Below are 21,956 nucleotides of genomic sequence, written 5' to 3'. Positions count from 1 at the left end.
TTTGGCCGGTTGATGATATGCAGCAAAATCGTTCAGTAACAGATCCCGTCGTGCCTGCGGCAGACAACAATATTGAAGCCACTCAGGTTATGCTGGCGAAATTGTTCGAAATCTATGATGTAAAAACGCTGGTGGCACACCTGACAAGCGTGGGAGAGAATCACTGGAGTCCGGCCATCTTAAAGCGGGTGATGTCGAACGCGTCGGCCTGGCATCGACTGAGCGAGCGAGAGTGCGCGCACCTCCACTCTTTGCTTCCCACACCGCCTGCGCATCATCCTCACTATGCCTTCCGGTTTATCGATCTTTTTGCCGGGATAGGGGGGATTCGCCGTGGGTTTGAAGCGATAGGCGGACAATGCGTGTTTACCAGTGAGTGGAACAAACATGCCGTTCGCACCTATAAAGCAAACTATTACTGCGATCCGTCCGCGCATCAGTTTAATGAAGATATTCGCGATATCACCCTCAGCCACCGTGAAAACTTAAGTGACAAGCAGGCAGCGGATCATATTCGGCAGCATATTCCGCAGCATGATGTCCTGCTGGCGGGCTTTCCTTGTCAGCCGTTTTCACTGGCGGGTGTCTCCAAGAAAAATGCCCTGGGGCGCGCTCACGGTTTCGCCTGCGATACGCAGGGGACATTATTCTTTGACGTGGCACGTATTATCGACGCCTGTCGCCCGGCCATTTTTGTGCTGGAAAATGTTAAAAACCTCAAAAGTCACGACCAGGGCAAGACGTTTTGCATCATTATGCAAACGCTGGATGAGTTGGGTTATGACGTGGCCGACGCCGAGGACAATGGTCCCGACGATCCGAAAATTATCGATGGTAAATATTTCCTCCCTCAGCACCGCGAACGCATTGTGCTGGTGGGCTTCCGCCGCGATCTGAATCTGAAGCGTGAGTTTACCCTGAGGGATATCGTCACACGCTATCCGCATCCGCGCCTCTCGCTGGCGGAGTTGCTGGAGCCCGCGGTGGAAGCGAAATATGTCCTGACCCCCGTTCTGTGGAAATATCTCTATCGCTACGCGAAAAAACACCAGGCTAAGGGGAATGGCTTTGGCTATGGGATGGTTTATCCGGCGAACCCCAATAGTATTACGCGCACACTATCTGCCCGTTATTACAAAGATGGCGCAGAAATTTTAATCGACCGTGGATGGAACATGGCGATCGGTGAAGCCAATTTCGACGATCCGCAAAACCAGCAGCATCGTCCGCGCCGGTTAACGCCAAGAGAGTGCGCACGGCTGATGGGGTTTGAATCACCTCAGGGGTACCAGTTCCGCATTCCCGTCTCTGATACTCAGGCCTATCGCCAGTTTGGGAATTCCGTAGTGGTCCCGGCCTTCGCCGCCGTCGCGAAACTGCTTGAGGGTAAAATTAAAGAGGCCGTCGCGCAACGCTTACCCGAGAATCAGCATGGCGGATGTTCACGATAAGGCGACACGTAGCAAAAATATGCGGGCCATTGCGACCCGCGATACGGCTATTGAAAAACGTCTGGCCAGCCTGCTGACGGAGCAAGGGATTGTGTATCGCGTACAGGATGCGGCTCTCCCCGGTCGTCCGGATTTTGTCGTCGATGAGTATCGTTGCGTGATTTTTACTCACGGGTGTTTCTGGCACCACCATCACTGTTATCTGTTTAAAGTCCCCGCCACGCGCACCGCATTCTGGATGGAAAAAATAGGCAAAAACGTCGAGCGCGATCGGCGTGATATCCTGAGGTTGCAGGAGCTGGGGTGGCGGGTACTTATCGTCTGGGAATGTGCGCTACGCGGGCGGGAGAAACTGAGCGACCATGCGTTATCTGAACGCCTGGAAGAGTGGATCTGCGGTGACGGAGCGCCCGCGCAGATCGACACTCTGGGCGTGCATTTACTCTGAGGTCAGTTTTGCTTTCGCCGGGAAAAGGTATTTACCCAGCGTCACCAACACTACGGCAAAGATAATCACACCTAATGCCAGCCACTCAATCGGTGCCAGCGTTTCGCCGCCAAGCCCTGTGCCAAGCAAGACCGCGACCACGGGGTTAACATAGGCGTAGCTGGTAGCCAGCGCGGGGCTGACATTGCGGATCAGATACATATAGGCATTGATGGCGATAATGGAACCAAAAATCGCCAGGTACCCTACAGCAAGGAAACCGGAAAGCGACGGTGGCGCAGTCAGCGTTTCGCCGCTGATAAACGATGCGCACAACAGCACGATACCCGCAGCCAGCATTTCAATCGCCCCGGCCATCATCCCAACGGGCAGCGTAATGCGTGAGCCGTAGACGGAACCAAACGCCCAGCTAACCGAGCCAATCAAAATGATCACCGCGCCCCAGGGATTACCGCTTAAGTTCCCGCCACTGTTCAGCATAACAATCCCCGCCAACCCAATGGCAATACCCAGCCACTCCAGTTTTCGCGTCTGAATACCAAAGAAATGGCTGAAACAGAGAGTAAACAGAGGGACGGTTGCGACAACAACAGCAGCAATGCCGGAAGGCACATTCTGGTGCTCAGCGACGGTGACTAATCCGTTACCGACCGCCAGTAGCAAAATGCCGATCAGTGCGGCGTTGAGCAACGGACGAAGAGGCGGGAGTTTGTGTCCGCGCAGCAGTAAAAAAGCAAGCAACAGAATGCTGGCAGCAAGAAAGCGCACACCGGCCATCATCAGCGGCGGCCAGCTTTCCACGCCGATACGGATAACGAAGTACGTGGAACCCCAAATGATGTACAGCGCGAATAGCGCGCTGAAAAGTGGTAACAGTTGCCTGAAACGCATAATCCCTCACGGCAGAAAAACAAAGAAGCAACATAGTAAACGCGAAAACGATGGCACTGGCGAGCGATATAATTCCCTTCTCTTGTTAAAAAAAAGTTGACTAAAATCGTCAGTTTCAGCCTTCCGTGTTTTACTCCATACTTACGTTTTTAAGCATTTAAAAATTGAGGGACTTATTTTGGCAGGAAGTAGCTTACTGACATTGCTCGATGATATTGCCACATTGCTTGACGATATCTCGATGATGGGGAAACTGGCCGCGAAGAAAACCGCTGGCGTTCTGGGGGATGACCTGTCGCTTAACGCACAGCAGGTGACCGGGGTAAGAGCCAATCGCGAGCTGCCTGTCGTCTGGAGCGTGGCTAAGGGATCGTTGATTAATAAAGTCATCCTGGTGCCGCTTGCATTACTGATCAGTGCTTTTATTCCCTGGGCGATTACGCCGCTGCTAATGATTGGCGGTGCCTTTCTCTGCTTTGAAGGGGTAGAGAAGGTGTTGCATACGCTGGAAGCGCGAAAACATAAAGAAGACCCCGCAGAGCGTAAACAGCGCCTGGAGGCATTAGCAGCTCAGGATCCTCTGGCATTTGAAAAAGATAAAATTAAAGGCGCGATACGCACCGACTTTATTCTCTCTGCTGAAATTGTCGCTATCACCCTCGGGATTGTCGCTGAAGCACCATTGCTTAATCAGGTTCTGGTGTTGTCGGGCATCGCGTTAGTGGTAACCGTTGGGGTGTACGGACTGGTTGGCATTATTGTAAAGCTGGACGACGTGGGTTTCTGGCTGGCTGAAAAATCCGGTGCCCTCGCACGCGCGGTGGGTAAGGGCTTGCTGGTGGTGGCTCCGTGGTTGATGAAGTCTCTGTCGGTGATTGGTACTCTGGCAATGTTTTTAGTCGGAGGCGGGATTGTAGTGCACGGCATCGCTCCTTTACACCATGCAATTGAGCATTTTGCCCAACAGCAAAGCGCGGCGGTCGCTCTGATCTTGCCGACGGTGTTAAACCTGGTACTGGGGTTTATCATTGGGGCGGTTGTTGTCGCCCTGGTTAAAGCGGTGGCAAAACTGCGCGGTGTAGCGCACTAATTGTTACGCGCTGAATTAGGCAAAATCGGTCATCGTCGTCTAAGGTAAAAAGCGTTTCACTTGATAAAGGAGGCAGGTATGGTCTTTTCTGTCAGTGAGGAAGTTACCGTAAGAGATGGCGGTCCGCGCATGATTGTGACCGGATATTCCAGTGGCATGGTTGAATGTCGCTGGTATGATGGTTTCGGCGTCAAGCGTGAGGCATTCCATGAGAACGAACTCGTACCGCGTGATGAGCACGGTTTGCGAGAAGATGGCTGAAGTCCAAACGCCCGGCTACGTCGGGCGTTTTCTTTTCTGAAAAATGCACTTTTGATGCGATGCCTAACGTACTGAATTATGCCAGGATTAGGTAAGTCATTGTCAGTTGGGAGTGGTCAGCGTGCCGCACGAAGCATCGATGGAAAACTGGAGCTGGCTGAAGCGGTTAGCGCGGCGGTTTGGGCCGGGCCATGTCGTGAATCTTTGTTTTCTGATCGTGATATTTTTTTCCACCTTGTTGACCTGGCGGGAAGTGGTCCTCCTTGAAGACGCCTATATATCCAGCCAACGCAACCATCTCGAAAACGTGTCTAACGCGCTGGATAAGCAAATGCAGTTCAACGTGGACAAACTGCTTTTCCTGCGAAAGGGAATGCACGAAGCCTTAAGATCGCCTTTAGGTTTTTCTGATTTAAAAAACGCGGTTGCCCATTTTCAGCAACTGCGCCACACGAGAGTCTGGCAACTTGAGCTGGATAAAAACCGTACGCTGCCGCTGAACGGCGTATCTGATTCGTTTGTCAGCCAGACCAAATTGTTATCGCGAGACAGCGATTCACTGGATAACGAGCTTACCGCTGCGCTCGAAGTGGGATATCTGCTCCGCTTAGCACCAAGCTCTGCATCATTATCCCAAGAGGCCATGTATATCTCACGCGCTGGTTTTTACTTATCTACGCGCGCCACGCCTCTCTCCAGTGAAATTGTCACCCGTTATTATGAATATGTTACGCAACCCTGGTTTAGCGGGCAGTCGCAGCGTGAAAATCGGATGCGCGGCGTGCGCTGGTTTACTACCCCGTCAGCGCAGTCATCTGGGGATCGGCGCGTGTTGACGGTCAGCGCGCCGCTGGACAACGATCGTTATTGGTATGGTGTGTTAGCGATGACGGTTCCTGTCTCCTCAATTGAGCGTTTTATTGATGAGGCCATTGAGAAAGACGAGGAAGGGAAATACCAGCTTTACGATAGCAAACTGAATCTGCTGACCGCTTCCCACCCGGAATTGAAGAGAAACAATACCTTTGACGAGCGGGAAAAGGCGATGCTGGCTCGTGATATTGAGCAGGATACCGAAGGCGGTCTGCGGATGGGGAGTCGTTTTATTAGCTGGCAACGACTTGACCACTTTGACGGTGTTCTGGTTCGCGTCCATACGCTCAGTGAGGGCGTTCATGGTGACTTTGGCAGTATCAGTATCGCGCTGATGCTGCTGTGGGCGCTCTCCTCCGGCATGCTGATTATCTCCTGGGTGGTCATCCGCCACATGGTCAGCAATATGTTTATGCTGCAAAGTTCCCTGCAGTGGCAAGCATGGCACGATACGCTGACCCGACTGTATAACCGTGGGGCATTATTCGAAAAAGCTCTGTTGATGGCACAGCGTTGCCGTCTACAAAAACAGCCACTAGCGGTTATTCAGATCGATCTGGACCATTTCAAAAGCATTAACGACGACTATGGTCACCAGGCCGGGGACCGCGTCCTGGCGCATGCCGCAGGGCTAATCAATAACACGTTGCGACCCTTAGATATCGTGGGGCGCGTGGGCGGTGAGGAGTTTTGCGTCGTGCTGCCGAATACCACGCTTGCTCAGGCCACAGATATCGCTGAGCGTATCCGTCAACGACTGCACGAAAAAGAGATTCTGGTGGCCAAAAGCACAACGTTGAGGATCAGTGCTTCGCTGGGAGTCAGTGGATCGCAGGAGACGGATGATTACGATTTTGAGCAGTTGCAATCGCTGGCGGATCGCCGTCTCTATCATGCAAAACAAACGGGGCGTAATCGGGTTTGTGCTTCAGATGACAAATAATAGTGGGTAGAAGCTGGGGTAGCGTCGTTTATTTTTTTAAGAATATTCCTAAATGGAGTGAAACTATTAAGAAGAATAGATGGAATCGATCCCTTAGCCCGCAAGGCTCCGCAAGATAACCCCGGCAATCATTAGTAGGAATAATCATTCATAGCAAAAATATTTACTTGTCATGCAAAAAAATTGCAGATAAGGTTTACAGCACATCAGATTTCCTGGTGTAACGAATTTTCAAGTGCTTCTTGCATAAGCAAGTTTCATCCCAACCCTTCAGGGTTGGGATTTTTTTCGTCTGTTGTCAGCGGTTAATTTCGGTGACGCTAAAATCATGAATATCCAGCTCAAACGCTTCGGCTAATTCATGCCATGTATGGTATTCGCGACCGTCTACGCTGACTTTATCGGGGTCATTACCGCTGCGGTGAATTTCGCTCTCACAAATTTCATTGATCGCTGCCAGCAGGGCGTCAACGTCGACGCTGACTTCGCGTTTCGCAGTCTCGCTGTACTCTTTCGCCGTCTTCATCTTTAGCCTCTCCGTTCACCATAATTAAGACTAAGTATAGACCGTTGAGAAAACCTGCAATCACGCCGAATGGGCGCTGTCAGGCACCTGTTTTTGTTCTACACTGGCACTAAGCCACAGGAGGATAATGATGAAGGTGAACGATCGGGTAACAGTCAAAACGGATGGCGGTCCTCGTCGTCCTGGCGTGGTACTGGCGGTAGAAGAATTTAGTGAAGGGATAATGTACCTGGTTTCGCTGGAAGACTACCCGCTCGGCATTTGGTTCTTTAATGAATCAGGGCATGAGGATGGGATTTTCGTGGAAAAGGCGGAGTAGCGTCTACGTGCGGCTCAGCTACCGGCTGGTGGGTTGACCACCAGTCGGGCTGTTTCATCTCATATTGACAAAAATGCCATTGGTTACATTATCCGTCAGCCGAACAACATGATAAATAACCTGTTTATTATGCGTTTTTATCTTTCGTTTTATATTCCCTTTATGAGATGAAACCGTCTTCGCTTTAATGTTCATTTGATCGGATATTTGAATCGTTCCCTGACCCTCCATCCACATACGCAACATACTGGATTCTGTACGGCTTAATGACAGCGTTGGCAAATTTATTACACTGACGCTATCGGCCTCTTTTTTCAGAATATCCCCAAGTAAAGTATCCAATGATTCTGGTTTTATTGATTTAGAACTAATCAGTAAGTTTTTTCTGACCAATAAATATTCATCAAAATGAACGTTGGCAATAGCCATAAACACAATAAATAACGTATTGGGATGTTGATTAATGATTTGCTTAATATGCTGACTGTCGGCAGGATCATGGATAAAACAGTCTTCATTAATAAACACCACTGAAGGTCGGTGGGCGCTGCAAGCGATGTCGAGTTCATCAACGGTTTCGATGTCGTTGATTTCCCTTTTCTTCACCCCTCTGCTAACCAGATACCCGGTCAAACCCAACCGGGTGTAACTGCATAGATCCATAATAATCGTTGACATGGCTAACCCTCACTCAATGCGTAACGATAATTCCCCTTACCTGAATATCTCATCACAACGTAACGGAATTCGCTGTTTACCTAATGCAACGCATTCGCGGTTTTCAGGCGGACTTACTATCCCGTAAAGCTATGTATAATTTGCCTGGAATTATCTTAAAGTAAAGTAAATGTTGCGTTATGTGAGTGAGATAAAAACAAATATAGGAGGGCAGAGTTATCCTGGTAGATGTTTTCCCATTTTGACTTTAGGATAATCCTTAGAATAACAATTTAAAGATTAAGGACTATTATTAACAGGCATTTCACTGACAATATCAGATAACAGATTGAAAATTTCGCCAAAAAGATGTTCGCAGAATGGGGCAATTAATGGCATTAATGCTGTGATTAACGCCATGCCGACGGTCAGGGTTAACGGGAAGCCAATCACGAAGATGGATAATTGCGGAGCCATACGATTTAGTAATCCTAACGCCAGGTTCAGCGTGAGCAGCATCGTGATCACGGGTAACGCCAGCATCATTCCATTGATGAAGATAAGTCCACCCGCCCTGGCCAGTGCCAAAAACGCATTGCTGTTTACCGGATCGCCGCCGATGGGCAGGGTATGAAAGGTATCCACTAATAGTGAAATTAACCACAAATGCCCGTTGAACGTCAGGAATAACAGTAGGGCCAGCATATCGATGATACGTGCAAGTACCGGCATGTTGAGATGGCTGGCGGGGTCGACAAACGTCGCGAAAGAAAGCCCCATCTGTAAACCGATAATTTCACCGGCGGTACGCACAGCGGCAAAGGCAAACTGCATGGTAAATCCCAGCGCGATGCCTATCAGGATTTGCTGCATTGCCATCCACAAGGCGCCAAACGAAAAGATCGGCACGTTGTGGGCGGGCAAACCAGGGGCAATCACCACGGTAATGAGAATTCCCAGCCCCAATTTAACCCGCTTGGGCAGAGCGCGTTCACTCAGTATGGGGGCGGTGGAGATCAGCGCCAGCACGCGCAGCAGCGGCCAAAAATAGAGATTAAGCCACTGGAGCCATTGATCGCTGGTCACCTGTAACATCAGTCAGCTTACCCGATGATGTACGGCAGGTTGGTGAATAACGTCCGGACGTAGTCCAAAAGCATATTCAACATCCACGGGCCGGCAACGATAATGGCCACAAATACCGCGATGATTTTCGGGATGAAAGAGAGCGTCATCTCGTTGATCTGCGTGGCGGCCTGCAAGATGCTGATGATAAGGCCGGTTATCAGCGCGACCAGTAGCAGAGGAGCGGCAAGGGACAGGGCCACTTTCATCGCCTCTGTGCCCATCATCATGACCGATTCAGGTGTCATTTCGTCTCATCTGCCTAACTGTAAAAACTTTGCGCAAGGGAACCCACTAAAAGCTGCCAGCCATCGACCAGCACAAACAGCATCAGCTTGAAGGGGAGCGCGATAGTTGCGGGAGGGACCATCATCATACCAAGTGCCATCAGTACGCTGGCGATCACCAGATCGATGATCAAAAAAGGAATGAAAATCGTAAAACCAATCTGGAAGGCGGTTTTCAATTCGCTGGTTACATAAGCGGGCAGGAGAATGCGCATTGGCACGGCTTCTGGTCCCTGTAACGGACCGCTGTTCGCCAGACGCGCAAACAGCCCGAGATCCGCTTCACGAGTCTGACGTAACATAAACTCTCGCAGGGGCTGCGCACCTTTCTCCAGCGCTTCCTGCATTGAGATTTTCTCTTCGCTGAAGGGTTGATACGCTTCAACGTAGATTTTATCGATGACCGGCGACATGATGAAAAAAGTTAAAAACAGCGCCAGTCCAAGTAGCACCTGGTTTGGCGGCGCAGAAGGCGTACCCATGGCGTTACGCAGCAGGCCAAACACAATGATGATGCGGGTAAAACTGGTCATCATCAGCAGAATCGCTGGAATAAACGTCAGAGAGGTAATAAAGACCAGCGTCTGTACCGGCAGCGACCAGCTCTGTCCGCCGCCGGGTAGCGGCTGCGTGACCAGACCGGGAAGCTGTGCTAATGCAGAAGGGCTAATCAGCCATAAACCGAAAAGCGTAAGGGATAATAAACGGCGCATCAGGATCTCCCGGAACGCTTAAGCAAACTCTTCATCATGGACTGAAAATCCGCAGGGGCAGCAGTCGTCTCGGCGGCTGCAACAGGGGCGGGCGGCAGGGTATGTAGCACATTGATTTGTGATGCCGTGACGCCCAGTACCAGACGCGCATCCTCAACGTCTACAATCACCACGCGCTCGCGTGGGCCTAGCGAGGTGCTGGCGGAGACTTTCAGTGCCCGCGAACCGGTACCTTTTGTGGCAAACCCCAGACGCTTAATCACCCAGGCCGTGGCAAGGATCAATACGATAATCCCAAGCAAGGCGCCGCTAACCTGCATTAACGGCGACCCCGGAACGGCAGGGGGGTGTTGAACGGTGGTCTGGGTTTTCATCATTAACGGCTCAGGCGGCGCATACGCTCAGACGGCGTGATGATATCGGTAATACGCACGCCGTATTTATCGGCTACGACCACGACTTCACCCTGGGCAATCAGATAACCGTTGATCAGGATATCCAGTGGCTCGCCTGCGAGACCATCCAGCGCCACGACGGAACCTTGCGTCAGGCGCAGCAGTTCTTTGATGGTCATACGCGTACGGCCCAATTCCACGGTCAGCTTGACCGGGATATCCATGATCAGGTCGATATCCTGCAGCGTTCCACTCACATCACTCACGCCAAGCTGTTGAAAAACCGCATCGGCGGCACTTTTGCCAGGGATCGCTTTTTGCTCGTTTAACGCGTCAGCCCACAGATCGTCCAATGCGCCAGCGTTGTCATCAGACGGATTATTAATGTCACTCATTGGGCTGTTCCTCATTCAGCGAATTCAATATCGGGTTTATCAAATGTTCTACGCGCAGCGCGTACTGACCGTTAACGGTGCCATATTGGCTGGTCAGCACAGGCACACCGTCCACATGAGCAATAATGCGGTCTGGTTTTTCAATCGGCAGTACGTCGCCGGGTTGCAGTTTTAATATTTGAGAAAGACGTAGCGGAATGTCGGCAAAATTTGCCACCAGTTCCAGTTCAGAGTGCTGTACCTGCCGCACCAGATTGTCACGCCAGTTCTGGTCTTCATTGCGGGAGTTTTCCAGCGGCGGGTTAACCAGCAGTTCACGCAGCGGCTCGATCATGCTGAACGGCAGACAGATATTAAACTCGCCGGTCAGGTTACCAATCTCAACGTGGAACGGCGTATTAACCACGATGTCGTTCGGTGACGTCGTGATGTTGGTAAACTTCACCTGCATTTCCGAACGAACATATTCAACATCCAGCGGGTGGATAGCCTTCCATGCGTCGCTGTAGCCTTCAAGGGCCAGCTTCAGCATGCGGTTAATGACGCGCTGTTCGGTATGGGTAAACTCACGACCTTCCACTTTGGTTGGAAAACGTCCGTCGCCACCAAACAGGTTATCAACGGCGATAAACACCAGACTCGGCGAAAACACCACCAGACCGGTGCCGCGAAGTGGTTTCAGGTGGATCAAGTTCAGGTTAGTCGGAACCGGCAGGTTACGCGCAAATTCGTGATATGGCTGAATGCGGATGGCACCAACCGTAATATCCGGACTCCGTCTGAGCAGGTTAAACAGCCCCATACGGAACTGACGTGCGAAACGTTCGTTGATGATCTCCAGCGCCTGTAAACGTTCACGGACTACGCGACGTTGGGTATTGGGATCGTAGGGGCGAATGTCACTGTCGCCCCCGGTACCGGGAATCGGTTCGTCTTTGGTATCGCTGTCACCGTTGAGCAGCGCATCGATTTCAGCCTGAGAAAGAATACTATCGCCCATGTCTTTACCGCAGAATGAAAGCTGTATACAGCACGTCAGTCACGTCCTGCTTAGGTTGTCCGACAACAAGTGGCGGCATAAGCGTGTCTTTAATCGCTGCGATCAGCTTTTGTTTGCCGTCTTCGGTCGCCAGCACGCTGGCATCCTGGCGTGAAAACAGTAACAACAGACGGCTACGGACTTCTGGCAGGTAATCGTTAAGACGGTTACGCGTCGCTTCATCTTTCAGGCGCAGCGTAATGCCGATATACAGAACGCGATCCGCATCACCGAGATTGACGGTAAACGTATCCAGGGCGAAGAACACCGGCGCCGGTGGAGGAGGCGGCTGTTCACTGACGGCCTGGCTGGAATGTTTCTGCATGCGCCAGTAGCTATACCCTGCGGTGGCGCAGGCGGCGAGGGTAATTATTACCAGCAGCGGGATCCAAATTGAGCGCTTGCTCTTTTTCCTAATCGCGGAGTCAGTCATCTGATTCGGGCTTCCTGTTTCGGTACAGCATATAGGCCGATTATCCCGTGTCCTGTCCACGACAAAGCGTGGAAAAGACGGGGATAATCATGTTACCTCTGACGTTAGGCGAAGATATCGACGGCGCCAGTGCCGCGAGCCGCGGCCTGAAGCGAGGCGGGAACCGCCAGTTCACTTTCATCGTCCGCTAATGGCGTCTGCTGGCCAGGCGTCGATGCGCCATGCTGCTGTTGCGAAAAAGCGTGCTGTTGACCAGCAAAGCTTTCACTACTAATACTGCTTTGACCCAACTGGATGCCGCTTTCTGCCAGTTGCGTGCGCAATACAGGCAGTGCGGCTTCCAGCGCGGCACGGACGTGACTGTGGGCAGAGATCATTTGCAGCTGCGCATGATTGTCCTCAAGCTTCAGGGAGATCTGCACCTGGCCCAGGTCTTCCGGGTGCAGACGCAGTTCAGCACTTTGCTGGCCCTGACGGGTAAACAGGGTGATGTGCTGGCTGAGCGACTGCTGCCACTCACCACTGCCCAGCGGCGCGCTCAATACTGGAGCCGTATTAGCGGGAAGTGTAGGCTGCGGAGAAGATGAAGACACGGGGGCCATCGCCACGCTGGTCGCCATAGCCGACGGGGATGAATCCGCTCCGGCAGGTGCCGCTGTTTGTGCGACCACAGGTGCCAGCAATTGTTCTTTTGACCCTGTCGGGACATTCTCTTGTGCCGCCGCGCCGATATTCCCTTTTAGCGATTCACCCGCCGCGAATGCATTGCCGAGGCCGGATGGTGTGGCGCGGTCGCTGCCTTTCAGTACGCTATCCACGGTACTGGCGTTTTTGCTTGTCGCGACAGGCGCCGTTGCCGTCGGGACCGGCAGCATCGCGAAGAGGGCACTCAGGTTTGCGAGATCGTCATCGCTCAAGGCCGGTTTATCTTCGTCAAGGCGTACTGACTGACTCAGGGCCGCCAGCGTGGTTGATTTCTGCGCTGGGGTCAGTGATGCGAGCAATTGCTGCGCCTCACTCAGTCCTTTCACCAGTGCATCCGGGGAGGCTTCTTTTCCCGCGAGCAGGTCAGCGAGGTTAACGGCATGCGAAGTGTCGCTCTCCTGCGCCAGTAATCCGTTTGGCAGCTTACCGCTGGCGGCGCGAAGATCGGCGAGCGTCAGCGAACCATCCTGACCTTGTGCGCCATCAGCACCAAGTGCGCCAGCCAGCAATGCCAGGAAATCCTGTGCGGAGTCGGCCATTTTTCCGGATGGCAGGCCGGTAGTCAGTTCTGTATCAGTTGCGACCAGTTGGGGTATGACAATCATTCCGGTTTCCTCATTGCTGCACGCTGAGCGAATTCATCCATTTTTTTCTGATCCAGGCGGTTTTCTGCCAGGAGCGCGGCCTCGCTTTGTCTGTCCTGTAGCGTCTGCCAGGCCTGAAGGCGTTGTTTCTTTTCTCGCCAGACGTTGAGCGCCTGGTCAACTTTTTGCGTCCATTGCGTAAGCTGCTGCCGGTGTTGATCCACCGCTTTTTCCAGTGTCTGAATAAACTGCTGATAGTTAATCCAGCGATTACTGGCGATCCCCTGACTCATGTCATTGTTCAGGTTGTTACGGTACTCGTTCTGGTAGTCGAGCAGCATTGTCAGTTGCTCTTCCGCCTGCTGGAAGCCACGTCGCATTTCGCCTAATAGCTGTGCGGCGCTATCTACCTCTTTTTCGGCGAGATCTTTGAGTGTTGCCAGTGCACTGTGTTCTGCCATGACCATTACCCTCCTGCTTTATCACATCGCCGGGAAAATCAGATCGAGAGCCTGCAGGGAATCTTCCCAGTCGGCCCGTTCAAAAATACCTTGCTGCAGAAATGCCTCCAGCTGTGGCCAGAGTGCGATTGCCTTATCGAGCATCGGGTCGCTGCCTTTGGCGTAAGCACCGACGCTAACCAGATCGCGGTTGCGCTGAAAGCTCGATAGCAACTGCTTAAAATGACGGGCTTTGGCGTAATGCTGTTCGCTAATCAGCGCGGTCATTGCACGGCTGATGGAGGCTTCAATATCAATGGCCGGATAGTGCCCGGCCTCAGCCAGACGGCGCGACAGCACAATGTGACCGTCGAGGATCGCTCGCGCCGAATCGGCGATAGGGTCCTGCTGGTCATCCCCTTCGGTCAGTACCGTGTAAAACGCGGTGATGGAGCCGCCGCCGTGGATACCATTCCCGGCGCGTTCAACCAGCGCGGGCAGTTTGGCAAACACGGAAGGGGGGTACCCTTTGGTGGCGGGTGGTTCGCCGATGGCAAGGGCGATTTCACGCTGCGCCATCGCGTAACGGGTGAGCGAATCCATGATCAGCAACACATGCTGGCCGCGATCGCGAAAATCTTCGGCGATACGGGTGGCATAGGCTGCTCCTTGCATACGCAGTAGCGGAGAGACGTCAGCAGGCGCGGCAATCACCACCGAACGCGCGCGGCCATCAGCGCCCAAAATGTTTTCGATAAAATCTTTTACTTCGCGTCCACGCTCGCCAATGAGCCCCACGACAATGACATCTGCGCGGGTATAACGCGCCATCATCCCCAACAGCACGCTTTTCCCGACGCCGGAACCGGCAAACAGCCCCATACGCTGACCGCGACCTACGGTAAGCAGGGCGTTGATCGGCCGAACGCCTGTATCCAGTACATGCTCAATCGGCGTACGCTGAAGCGGGTTAAACGGTTGGGTAATCAGCGCCCCGGTTTCAGTGGTATCGGGGGAGGGGAGGCCGTCAAGAGGCTTGCCGCTGCCATCGAGAACGCGGCCGAGCAGCGAGGGTCCTAGCGGTAACTGTTTGCCACTATGCAGGCCTTCACCGGCGATATTTTTGGCATATACGCGGGCACCGGGCAGAATGCCTTCCACCTCTTCAAGAGGCATCAGAAACAGGCGCTGGCCGTTAAAGCCGACCACTTCGCTTTCCACTTCCTGGGTTTCGCCGCCGTCCTGACGCTCAATAACGCAGGTCGCGCCAAGCGGCAATTGCAGTCCGGTGGCTTCAAGCACAAGCCCGGTTGCGCGAGTCAGCCGACCATAGCGGCGTACGCTGGGAAGCTGCGTCATTTTACTTTCGAAATTATCCAGCGTGTTGAGCCAGCGGGTCAGGCGTGTCGTCATCAAACCACTCCTGGCGCTGCCAGACGGCAGAGTTCTTGCCAGCGGGTTGCGACGCTGGCATCGAGATCGCCCTCGTCGGCCGAAACTTTACAGCCGCCGTGATGCAGCGACGGGTCGCCACGCAAACGCCAGCCGTGCAGGCTGAGGGTCGCACCGAGCATCTCCTCTACGCGCTGCAGGTCGTCCGGATGTACGCGAAGCTGGGGTTTACCGGCGAACAATGGCTCCTGTTGAAGGAGCTGCTGAATCTGTTTAATCAGGGCGGAATTGTCCACGACCGGCGTTTGGCCGATCACCTGTCGCGCGGCTTCCAACGCCATTTGCATCAGGCGGGAAGCGATAACGCTGTCCAGCGCATCCAGGGTATTCTGGAATTCACTGACCAGCTGCTGCATGCGGGCATGAATCGGCGCCTGCTGAGAACGGGCTTGTGCCTGACCTTCCTCCAGCCCTTGCGCCAACCCTTCCTGATAACCCTGCTCATGGCCGGCCTGGCGGCCTTCCACCAGTCCCGCGTTGTAACCTTGTTCATGAGCCTGGATTTTAATTTGCGCGAGCTGCTGCTCAAGCTGGAGTTCGGGACTGATCTCCGGCTCGTCAGTATCCGCCAACGGTTCGTCATTCTGTGCCATGGGCACAAACTCGGCCAGCGGCGGGGCGAGGTCGTCCGGGGTCCAGATTTTCCATGGCAGCTGATTAGACATAGGTATCCTCGCCGCTGCCAATTACCATCTCGCCGGTTTCCGCCAGACGACGCACAATAAGCAGAATTGCTTTCTGTTCGTTCTCCACCTGCGACAGACGTACCGGACCACGGTTAGCAAGGTCGTCGCGCAGGATATCCGCAGCACGTTGCGACATGTTGCGCAGGAACTTCTCGCGCAGCGGCTGTTCTGCACCTTTCAGTGCGACCAGCAACGACTCGGAATCCACTTCCTGGAGCAGGCGCTGGATACTGCGATCGTCCACATCGACCAGGTTTTCGAACAGGAACATCTCGTCGATAATTTTCTGCGCCAGTTCACCGTCGAATTCGCGTACTGCGCTGATAACCGCTTCTTCCTGCTGCGTTTTCATCAGGTTGATAATTTCTGCCGCGGTTCTCACGCCGCCCATTTTGCTGCGCTTGAGATTCTGGCCGTCGAGCAGGCCATTGAGCACTTCCGTCAGTTCCGCCAACGCGGCTGGCTGTACGCCGCCGAAAGTAGCGATACGCAGCATCACATCGTGGCGCAGGCGTTCGTCGAACAATGCCAGAATATCGGCAGCCTGGCCGCGTTTGAGGTGTACCAGAATGGTGGCGATAATCTGCGGGTGTTCGTCGCGAATAAGGTCGGCGGCGCTTTGCGGCTCCATAAAGTTGAGCGTTTCAATGCCGCTGGCGGTATCGCGAGTTTCAAGAATATCCTCCAGCAGACTGGCGGCACGTTCTTCGCCCAGCGCTTTCACCAGTACGGAACGCAGATATTCGTTGGCGTTGACGTTGAGCGCCGCAAACTGTTCAGCTTCTTGCTCAAATTCAGCCAGCACTTCGGTCAACTGCTGGTTAGAGATTTGGCGAACGTTAGCCATCGCTGCACTCAGGGTCTGCACTTCGCGCTGGGAGAGGTGTTTAAACACCTCTGCCGCACGATCCTCGCCAATGGTCATCAGCAGGATGACGCTTTTATCGGTACCGGTAAGGGTATTACTCATGATCGTTACTCATCCACTGGCGAATGACCAGCGCCACGACGCGCGGATCGTTATCTGACATTTCACGAATACGCTGACTCATCACTTCAGCACCCAGACGCTGGTTAGCCCGGCGCTGCTGCATCTGCTCATCTTTGCTGAGGCGTACTTCGACGGCTTCTTCCGTTTCCTGACGGATCTGTGCGAGTTCCTGCGCGGCTTTCGCTTCTTCTGCACGGCGCGTCAACTGCGGACGAACCGCTTTACGCCACAGCAGCCACGCGACCAGCAGCACCAGCAACCAGCGACCGGCAGAAATCAACTGCTCGATAAAGGCCTGTTGCTTCCAGAACGGCAGTTCGCCTGCGCTGTCATCCGTTGCGGTAAACGGCGAGTTGACCACGTTCAGGGTGTCGCCACGCTTGTCGGAGAAACCCATTGCCTCGCGGGTCAGCTCTTCAATTTGCTTCATTTGATCGCTGGTCAGCGGGAGTGGTTTACCGTCTGGCAGCGTTTTGTAGTTCACCACCACCGCAACGGACAGGCGCTGTACGTCGCCGACGTTCATTTTGGTATGACGGATGGTCCGGTCGACTTCGTAGTTACTGGTCTCATTGCGCTGAGTGCTGCGCGGACCAGCATTGGCCGTCGTGGTGTTCTGCTGCTGAGCGTTCTGTCCATTCTGTCCGTTCTGCGCATTCTGCTGATTCGCAGGCGGCGTCGAGATTGGCGCGGTATTCGCTGGCGCAGGCTGATTAGACAGCGCACCAGGGACCCCACCTGGATAGCCGGTACCGGTTTGCTCACTTTCGTTCAACTGACGAGAGCGCAGTACAGCCTGGGACGCATCGCCGTTCGGACGGTACTGCTCTTCCGTCTGCTCTTTATTGGCGAAGTCGAGTTGTGCGGTAACCTGGGCGTGAACGTTGCCATTGCCAACAATGGGCGACAGAATAGCTTCGATACGACGCTGGATACGGCCTTCGACATCGCCGGCGTATTTCAACTGTGCGTCGTTAAGATCGCGGCTGTTGGTATTTGACTGGGTTAACAGGCGACCATTTTGATCGACCAGCGTCACGTTACCCGGCGGTAAGCCCGCAACGGCGCTCGAAACCAGATGTACCACGGCACTAATTTGCCCTTCATCCAGTGCGCGACCCGGTTCAAGGTTGACGGTCACGGAGGCGGAAGGGGACTTTTGTTCGCGGACAAACAGAGAGGGCTTTGGCATTGCCAGATGAACGCGGGCGCGTTTTACCGGACCGAGCGTTTCAACAGTCCGGGCCAGTTCACCTTCTAGCGCACGCTGATAGTTGACCTGTTCACTGAACTGACTGATGCCGAACTTTTCCTGATCCAGCAGTTCGAAGCCCACCGCGCCGCCTTTCGGCAGCCCTTGCTGCGCGAGACGCAGGCGCAGTTCATGGACTTTATCCGCCGGAACTTCAATCGCGCCGGTGCCATCCGTGAAGCGATAGGGGATATTCATCTGCGTCAACTGCGTGACGATAGCGCCGCCATCCTGATCGGAAAGGTTGCTAAACAATGTGCGGTAATCAGGCGCTTTGGCCCATAGCACCATAGCCACAACGATAGCGACAGCGGCGGAACCCGCCATTATCAGAGGGATTTTGGGGTTCGCACGCAGGCGATTTAGCCATTCGAGAGGTTTAGGTTGGCTTGCAGCCGATGCAGTCGCACTCATTTCTCACCTCGTGACTGTTCGTGGACGGCGTTTTTTGCAAAGTGGAACAAGACTCACTCCCGGGTCAGCAAAATCGGAAAATTCACATTGCCATTATTTGTGGTTTCGTTTTTTTCTATGCGCCAAAAACCGAGGTTTTTTATCGCTATTTAAGGCCTTTATCTCATTGACGAAATGGTAATCTCTGCTACGTGAAAATTTATCCAGAGGGTTATCATGTCAGCAATACAGGGAATTGAAGGGGTTCTCAGCCAGCTCCAGGCCACGGCGATGGGTGCTCGCGCGCAAGAAGTGATGCCTCAACCGACGGTGAGTTTTGCCGGACAACTGCACGCCGCGCTGGACCGCATCAGCGATACGCAAAATGCCTCCCGCGTGCAGGCAGAGAAATTTACACTCGGCGAGCCTGGCATTGCGCTCAATGACGTGATGGCCGATATGCAGAAAGCCTCTGTCTCCATGCAGATGGGGATCCAGGTGCGTAACAAACTGGTTGCGGCGTACCAGGAAGTCATGGCGATGCAGGTGTAGTGGTTACTCTCTTCTGGTGTTGCTTCAGGCTCCTTCCTTGAGCCATAGTGAGGGCAAAGGGGAATCTGAACGCAGGGGAGACTATGAAACTGTATGGCATTGTGGGCGCGGGCGGCTATGGCAGAGAGGTCATGCCCCTCGTCCAGGAAATGATCCTCGTGTCTTCTTTTTCAACGGCTGCACACTGCGTTTTTGTCGTTGAGAATGCGAAAGAAAAAATTGTGAACGGACTGCCGGTCCTCTCCCCGGAGGAATTTTTCTCGCATCCAGCTCAGGAAAAGTTTTTTAACGTGGCCATTGCGGCCAGCCACGTCAGGGAAAGAATCGCCTCAGCGTTTATCGCGCAAGGTATTGTGCCTTTTACTGTCACCAGCAGCCAATCAGTGGTATATCGCACGGCAGACATTGGCGAAGGGGCAATTATCAATCCGTTTGCCACCATTTCTGCAAACAGCAAAATAGGCAAATTTTTCCATGCCAATTTTTATTCCTATGTGGCTCATGACTGTGTGATCGGTCATTACGTCACGTTTGCGCCGGGGGTGAAATGCTGTGGGAATGTGGTGATTGACGATCATGCCTACGTGGGGGCCGGGGCGGTCATCAAGCAAAATACGGCAGAAAAACCGATCGTTATTGGTGCTGGTGCGGTCATTGGGATGGGCGCGATTGTGACCAAAAGCGTGCCTGCGGGAATGACGGTAGTGGGTAACCCAGCCCGGCCGCTGAATAAACACTAAGTTTCACCTGTTCGCCGGGCTGCCTTGATTCAGTTCGCCAGCCACTTCGCCTTATGGGCTTTGACTTCTTCCAGTAGCGCAAGCGTCTTTGCTTCATCCTCGGTAAAATCTTGCATGAAATAGCCGTTAATCAGTTTTAGCCAGTTCACAAGATCCGGTTGATCCCACCATGCAATATCCAGCAGCGATTCAATGATGTTGTCCGAAAAACGAAAACGGATTAAGCGTGCGGGGTTGCCGGCGTAAATTCCATACGGTTCAGATTTGAAATTTGGCGGAAGGACTGAGCGCGCGCCAATAATGCAGCCGTTATTAATTTCACCGCCGCCCAGCATCATCATTTCATCACCCATCCAGACGTCGTTTTTGATGACGGTATCACCGTATTGCGGCGGCGGTGGATTACGTAATTCATGATGAAAATAAGAAAACATGGAGGTCGACATGGTTTTCATTTCATGCTGACCGTTGAGAATGAATTTTAAGCGCATCCCGCCAGCGACAAAACGACCCACGCGCAGACTTTGTATCCCCGCGTCATATTTCACGATTGAGCCGACGCCCAATGCGGAACCTTTGCCGATATACATGGTTCCGGTACTGGATGGCACACCAAGCCAGTTCTGAAAGAAACCTTTCGGCAATGTGCTAAATAAACCGTCGCTGTAGGTCAGGACATCAAAATAGGGGGCCATCGGGTGATTGGGATCGACCCCTAAACAATCTTTTTCCGTTTCTATGTTCACTGATTCACCTGAAAGTGGTGTTCGCCGCTGAAAATGGCGCAGGTAGCCGAGGTTAATAGAATAACGAGAAGTGAGGGTTGGCAAACGAGGGAATAAAAGAAGGGGAACATCGCTGTTCCCCGAGTCACTATTTCTGAATGAGGTAACGAATCGTTGGGCCATCCTGCTGAATATCCAGCACCGTGTAGCCGTGGTTGCGGGCATCCAGCGGGATATTATTGATGGACTGCGGACAGTCGCTGACCACTTCCAGAATTTCCCCTTTTTTCAACTGCGGCATCGCTTCGAGCGTGGCGACGGCAGGGTAGGGGCAGGGTTCGCCGACCATATCAAGACGGTAATCCGGAACCATTGTTTTCATGCAATTTCCTTAGCAGGGGTCAGCCCCGCGCGACGGAAGAAATGTTTTTCCCAGCCGACGATCAGCATCAGCGCGGCAAACAGCAGCAGATAGGTCACCAGCAGACCACCCAGCGGGCCAAAGGTATTGAGCAGGTTGACTTTATCCCAGCTTGTGGCCAGCGTTGGGGCGAGATCGTCCCAGTAATAGGCAAGGATCGTGGAACCTAGCACGTTGCCAAGACCTACCCACCAGTAGTGAACCTGACCTTCCACCGCACGATACATCCAGCCTGTTTCGCAGCCGCCTGCCAGCACAATGCCAAAACCGAACAGCAGCCCGCCGATCACCGCGTTTGGTCCGGCCCACATGATTTTCGCTTCCACGCCAAGCTGCACGTAGCTGAATATCCCGATAGCACTCACCGCCATCCCGAAGATGATCGCTTTCGCCATATGCGTACGTCCGGTGATCCACAGGTCGCGAAAGGCGGAAGTAAAGCAGATTTGCGCTCGCTCAATCAGCAGGCCAAATCCCACACCGAACAGCATGGCCAGCCCCAGCTTTGGCTGGTTCATCGCGGTCAGCAGCGCCCAACCGATCATGCCGATGAACACCAACATTCCCATCCGGAACCGGCGACGCGCCTGCTCTGGTTTTTGCGTTAGCAGTGAGGCCGCAGACACTTTCTGCATTTTAACCGGTATCCGAAATATCGGCAGCAGCGTAAAGCGGGCGCCGAACCAGGAGCCGATGGCGGTGGCCAGTGCAAAGAACCAGGCGTGGAGTGAGAATTGCGGAATGCCGGTGAAGAAGGCGGCAAGGTTACAACCCATCGCCATCCGTGCGCCAAAACCGGCAATCATCCCGCCGATAATCGCCTGCATAATGCGAATACGGCTGCGTGGCATGCGCAGTTTAACGTTGTTGGCCCACAGTGCGGCAGCGAAACAGCCGCCGAACATTCCGAGGATCATCATCCCATCGATCCGGGTTAATGGAGAGCCTTCCAGATGAATCAGTTTGTAATAACCCCATTCTTCGGCGTGAACGCCAAACAGTTGCAGGATCTGACCGCCCCAGCGGGTAAATTCACCCGTAACGGCCCAGAAGGTACCGGTTATGCCAAAATAGTAAGTGGAGAGAATACCCGCCGCGATGACCGCAGGGATGGGTGCCCAGAATTTAATTAACCAGGCTTGTTTGAATTGTTGCCATGACATGTGTTT

27 protein-coding genes are annotated in these 21,956 nt (G+C 53.3%); 8 read left to right on the top strand and 19 right to left on the bottom strand.

What is annotated here, in order from left to right; genetic code table 11:
* Window positions 1-17 precede the first annotated feature (17 nt).
* Window positions 18-1,451 (top strand): DNA cytosine methyltransferase, encoded by a 1,434-nt coding sequence (locus HVY19_RS12165; protein WP_181680851.1) that lies wholly within the window; start codon window positions 18-20, stop codon window positions 1,449-1,451.
* On the top strand, window positions 1,432-1,899 hold the full coding sequence (locus tag HVY19_RS12160) for a very short patch repair endonuclease (protein WP_181680850.1): 468 nt from the start codon (window positions 1,432-1,434) through the stop codon (window positions 1,897-1,899). The genes HVY19_RS12165 and HVY19_RS12160 overlap by 20 nt, the downstream gene beginning before the upstream one ends.
* Here HVY19_RS12160 and yedA read toward each other — a convergent pair.
* Complete coding sequence (yedA, locus tag HVY19_RS12155; RefSeq protein ID WP_181680849.1) at window positions 1,891-2,790, bottom strand: drug/metabolite exporter YedA; 900 nt, start codon at window positions 2,788-2,790, stop codon at window positions 1,891-1,893. The two genes, HVY19_RS12160 and yedA, sit on opposite strands and share 9 nt — an antisense overlap.
* 178 nt (window positions 2,791-2,968) lie before the next feature.
* Here yedA and HVY19_RS12150 point away from each other — a divergent pair, with 178 nt between their 5' ends.
* From HVY19_RS12150 to dgcQ, 3 genes are all read left to right on the top strand, one after another.
* Entirely contained in the window at window positions 2,969-3,880 is a 912-nt protein-coding gene (locus tag HVY19_RS12150; protein WP_181680848.1) for a DUF808 domain-containing protein, read from the top strand.
* A gap of 78 nt (window positions 3,881-3,958) precedes the next feature.
* The gene (locus tag HVY19_RS12145) at window positions 3,959-4,141 is read left to right on the top strand and encodes a DUF2158 domain-containing protein (RefSeq protein WP_181680847.1); all 183 of its coding nucleotides are present in this window, start codon (window positions 3,959-3,961) and stop codon (window positions 4,139-4,141) included.
* Window positions 4,142-4,262: 121 nt separating this feature from the next.
* A complete protein-coding gene (gene dgcQ, locus HVY19_RS12140) occupies window positions 4,263-5,957 on the top strand; it encodes a cellulose biosynthesis regulator diguanylate cyclase DgcQ (RefSeq protein WP_181680846.1) in 1,695 nt (564 codons plus the stop codon).
* A gap of 298 nt (window positions 5,958-6,255) precedes the next feature.
* Here the strand turns inward: dgcQ and yodD are convergent, their stop codons facing one another.
* Window positions 6,256-6,483, bottom strand: coding sequence for a YodD family peroxide/acid resistance protein (yodD, locus tag HVY19_RS12135; protein ID WP_181680845.1), 228 nt, complete (start codon window positions 6,481-6,483; stop codon window positions 6,256-6,258).
* 130 nt (window positions 6,484-6,613) lie between these two features.
* Here yodD and dsrB point away from each other — a divergent pair, with 130 nt between their 5' ends.
* Entirely contained in the window at window positions 6,614-6,802 is a 189-nt protein-coding gene (gene dsrB, locus HVY19_RS12130; protein ID WP_181684277.1) for a protein DsrB, read from the top strand.
* A 54-nt stretch (window positions 6,803-6,856) separates the two neighbouring features.
* Here the strand turns inward: dsrB and rcsA are convergent, their stop codons facing one another.
* The 14 genes from rcsA to fliF form a co-directional block, all read right to left on the bottom strand.
* On the bottom strand, window positions 6,857-7,480 hold the full coding sequence (gene rcsA, locus HVY19_RS12125) for a transcriptional regulator RcsA (protein ID WP_181680844.1): 624 nt from the start codon (window positions 7,478-7,480) through the stop codon (window positions 6,857-6,859).
* Window positions 7,481-7,759: 279 nt separating this feature from the next.
* Complete coding sequence (gene fliR / locus HVY19_RS12120) at window positions 7,760-8,554, bottom strand: flagellar biosynthetic protein FliR (protein WP_181680843.1); 795 nt, start codon at window positions 8,552-8,554, stop codon at window positions 7,760-7,762.
* Between the two features lie 8 nt (window positions 8,555-8,562).
* Window positions 8,563-8,832: a flagellar biosynthesis protein FliQ gene (gene fliQ / locus HVY19_RS12115; protein ID WP_181680842.1), complete on the bottom strand. Its 270-nt coding sequence runs from the start codon at window positions 8,830-8,832 to the stop codon at window positions 8,563-8,565.
* 14 nt (window positions 8,833-8,846) lie between these two features.
* On the bottom strand, window positions 8,847-9,584 hold the full coding sequence (gene fliP, locus HVY19_RS12110) for a flagellar type III secretion system pore protein FliP (RefSeq protein WP_181680841.1): 738 nt from the start codon (window positions 9,582-9,584) through the stop codon (window positions 8,847-8,849).
* Complete coding sequence (gene fliO / locus HVY19_RS12105; RefSeq protein ID WP_181680840.1) at window positions 9,584-9,961, bottom strand: flagellar biosynthetic protein FliO; 378 nt, start codon at window positions 9,959-9,961, stop codon at window positions 9,584-9,586. Before fliO ends, fliP begins: the two co-directional genes overlap by 1 nt.
* A complete protein-coding gene (gene fliN, locus HVY19_RS12100; RefSeq protein WP_181680839.1) occupies window positions 9,961-10,374 on the bottom strand; it encodes a flagellar motor switch protein FliN in 414 nt (137 codons plus the stop codon). Before fliN ends, fliO begins: the two co-directional genes overlap by 1 nt.
* Window positions 10,367-11,374 (bottom strand): flagellar motor switch protein FliM, encoded by a 1,008-nt coding sequence (gene fliM / locus HVY19_RS12095; protein ID WP_181680838.1) that lies wholly within the window; start codon window positions 11,372-11,374, stop codon window positions 10,367-10,369. The genes fliN and fliM overlap by 8 nt, the downstream gene beginning before the upstream one ends.
* Window positions 11,375-11,378: 4 nt before the next feature.
* Entirely contained in the window at window positions 11,379-11,846 is a 468-nt protein-coding gene (gene fliL, locus HVY19_RS12090) for a flagellar basal body-associated protein FliL (protein WP_181680837.1), read from the bottom strand.
* Window positions 11,847-11,950: 104 nt separating this feature from the next.
* Window positions 11,951-13,156, bottom strand: coding sequence for a flagellar hook length control protein FliK (gene fliK, locus HVY19_RS12085; RefSeq protein WP_181680836.1), 1,206 nt, complete (start codon window positions 13,154-13,156; stop codon window positions 11,951-11,953).
* Window positions 13,153-13,596: a flagellar export protein FliJ gene (gene fliJ, locus HVY19_RS12080; RefSeq protein ID WP_181680835.1), complete on the bottom strand. Its 444-nt coding sequence runs from the start codon at window positions 13,594-13,596 to the stop codon at window positions 13,153-13,155. The genes fliK and fliJ overlap by 4 nt, the downstream gene beginning before the upstream one ends.
* 21 nt (window positions 13,597-13,617) lie before the next feature.
* Window positions 13,618-14,988 (bottom strand): flagellar protein export ATPase FliI, encoded by a 1,371-nt coding sequence (gene fliI / locus HVY19_RS12075; protein ID WP_181680834.1) that lies wholly within the window; start codon window positions 14,986-14,988, stop codon window positions 13,618-13,620.
* On the bottom strand, window positions 14,988-15,692 hold the full coding sequence (fliH, locus tag HVY19_RS12070) for a flagellar assembly protein FliH (RefSeq protein ID WP_181680833.1): 705 nt from the start codon (window positions 15,690-15,692) through the stop codon (window positions 14,988-14,990). The genes fliI and fliH overlap by 1 nt, the downstream gene beginning before the upstream one ends.
* A complete protein-coding gene (fliG, locus tag HVY19_RS12065; protein WP_181680832.1) occupies window positions 15,685-16,683 on the bottom strand; it encodes a flagellar motor switch protein FliG in 999 nt (332 codons plus the stop codon). The genes fliH and fliG overlap by 8 nt, the downstream gene beginning before the upstream one ends.
* Window positions 16,676-18,370, bottom strand: coding sequence for a flagellar basal-body MS-ring/collar protein FliF (fliF, locus tag HVY19_RS12060; protein ID WP_181680831.1), 1,695 nt, complete (start codon window positions 18,368-18,370; stop codon window positions 16,676-16,678). Before fliF ends, fliG begins: the two co-directional genes overlap by 8 nt.
* A gap of 216 nt (window positions 18,371-18,586) precedes the next feature.
* Between fliF and fliE the strand changes: the two genes are divergently transcribed.
* Together fliE and HVY19_RS12050 are read left to right on the top strand one after the other, a co-directional pair.
* Entirely contained in the window at window positions 18,587-18,901 is a 315-nt protein-coding gene (gene fliE / locus HVY19_RS12055) for a flagellar hook-basal body complex protein FliE (RefSeq protein ID WP_181680830.1), read from the top strand.
* An 83-nt stretch (window positions 18,902-18,984) separates the two neighbouring features.
* Window positions 18,985-19,641 (top strand): acetyltransferase, encoded by a 657-nt coding sequence (locus HVY19_RS12050; RefSeq protein WP_181680829.1) that lies wholly within the window; start codon window positions 18,985-18,987, stop codon window positions 19,639-19,641.
* A 29-nt stretch (window positions 19,642-19,670) separates the two neighbouring features.
* Here HVY19_RS12050 and HVY19_RS12045 read toward each other — a convergent pair whose 3' ends face one another.
* The 3 genes from HVY19_RS12045 to yedE all read right to left on the bottom strand — a co-directional run bounded on the left by HVY19_RS12045 (window position 19,671) and on the right by yedE (window position 21,950).
* Window positions 19,671-20,387 (bottom strand): CatB-related O-acetyltransferase, encoded by a 717-nt coding sequence (locus HVY19_RS12045; protein WP_181680828.1) that lies wholly within the window; start codon window positions 20,385-20,387, stop codon window positions 19,671-19,673.
* Between the two features lie 127 nt (window positions 20,388-20,514).
* The gene (gene yedF / locus HVY19_RS12040; protein WP_181680827.1) at window positions 20,515-20,748 is read right to left on the bottom strand and encodes a sulfurtransferase-like selenium metabolism protein YedF; all 234 of its coding nucleotides are present in this window, start codon (window positions 20,746-20,748) and stop codon (window positions 20,515-20,517) included.
* Window positions 20,745-21,950: a selenium metabolism membrane protein YedE/FdhT gene (yedE, locus tag HVY19_RS12035; RefSeq protein WP_181680826.1), complete on the bottom strand. Its 1,206-nt coding sequence runs from the start codon at window positions 21,948-21,950 to the stop codon at window positions 20,745-20,747. The genes yedF and yedE overlap by 4 nt, the downstream gene beginning before the upstream one ends.
* Window positions 21,951-21,956: the final 6 nt, after the last annotated feature.

The sequence above is a fragment of the Citrobacter sp. RHB25-C09 genome, assembly GCF_013836145.1.
Classification (GTDB): domain Bacteria; phylum Pseudomonadota; class Gammaproteobacteria; order Enterobacterales; family Enterobacteriaceae; genus Citrobacter_A.
This window is presented reverse-complemented; position numbering and strand designations above follow the sequence as displayed.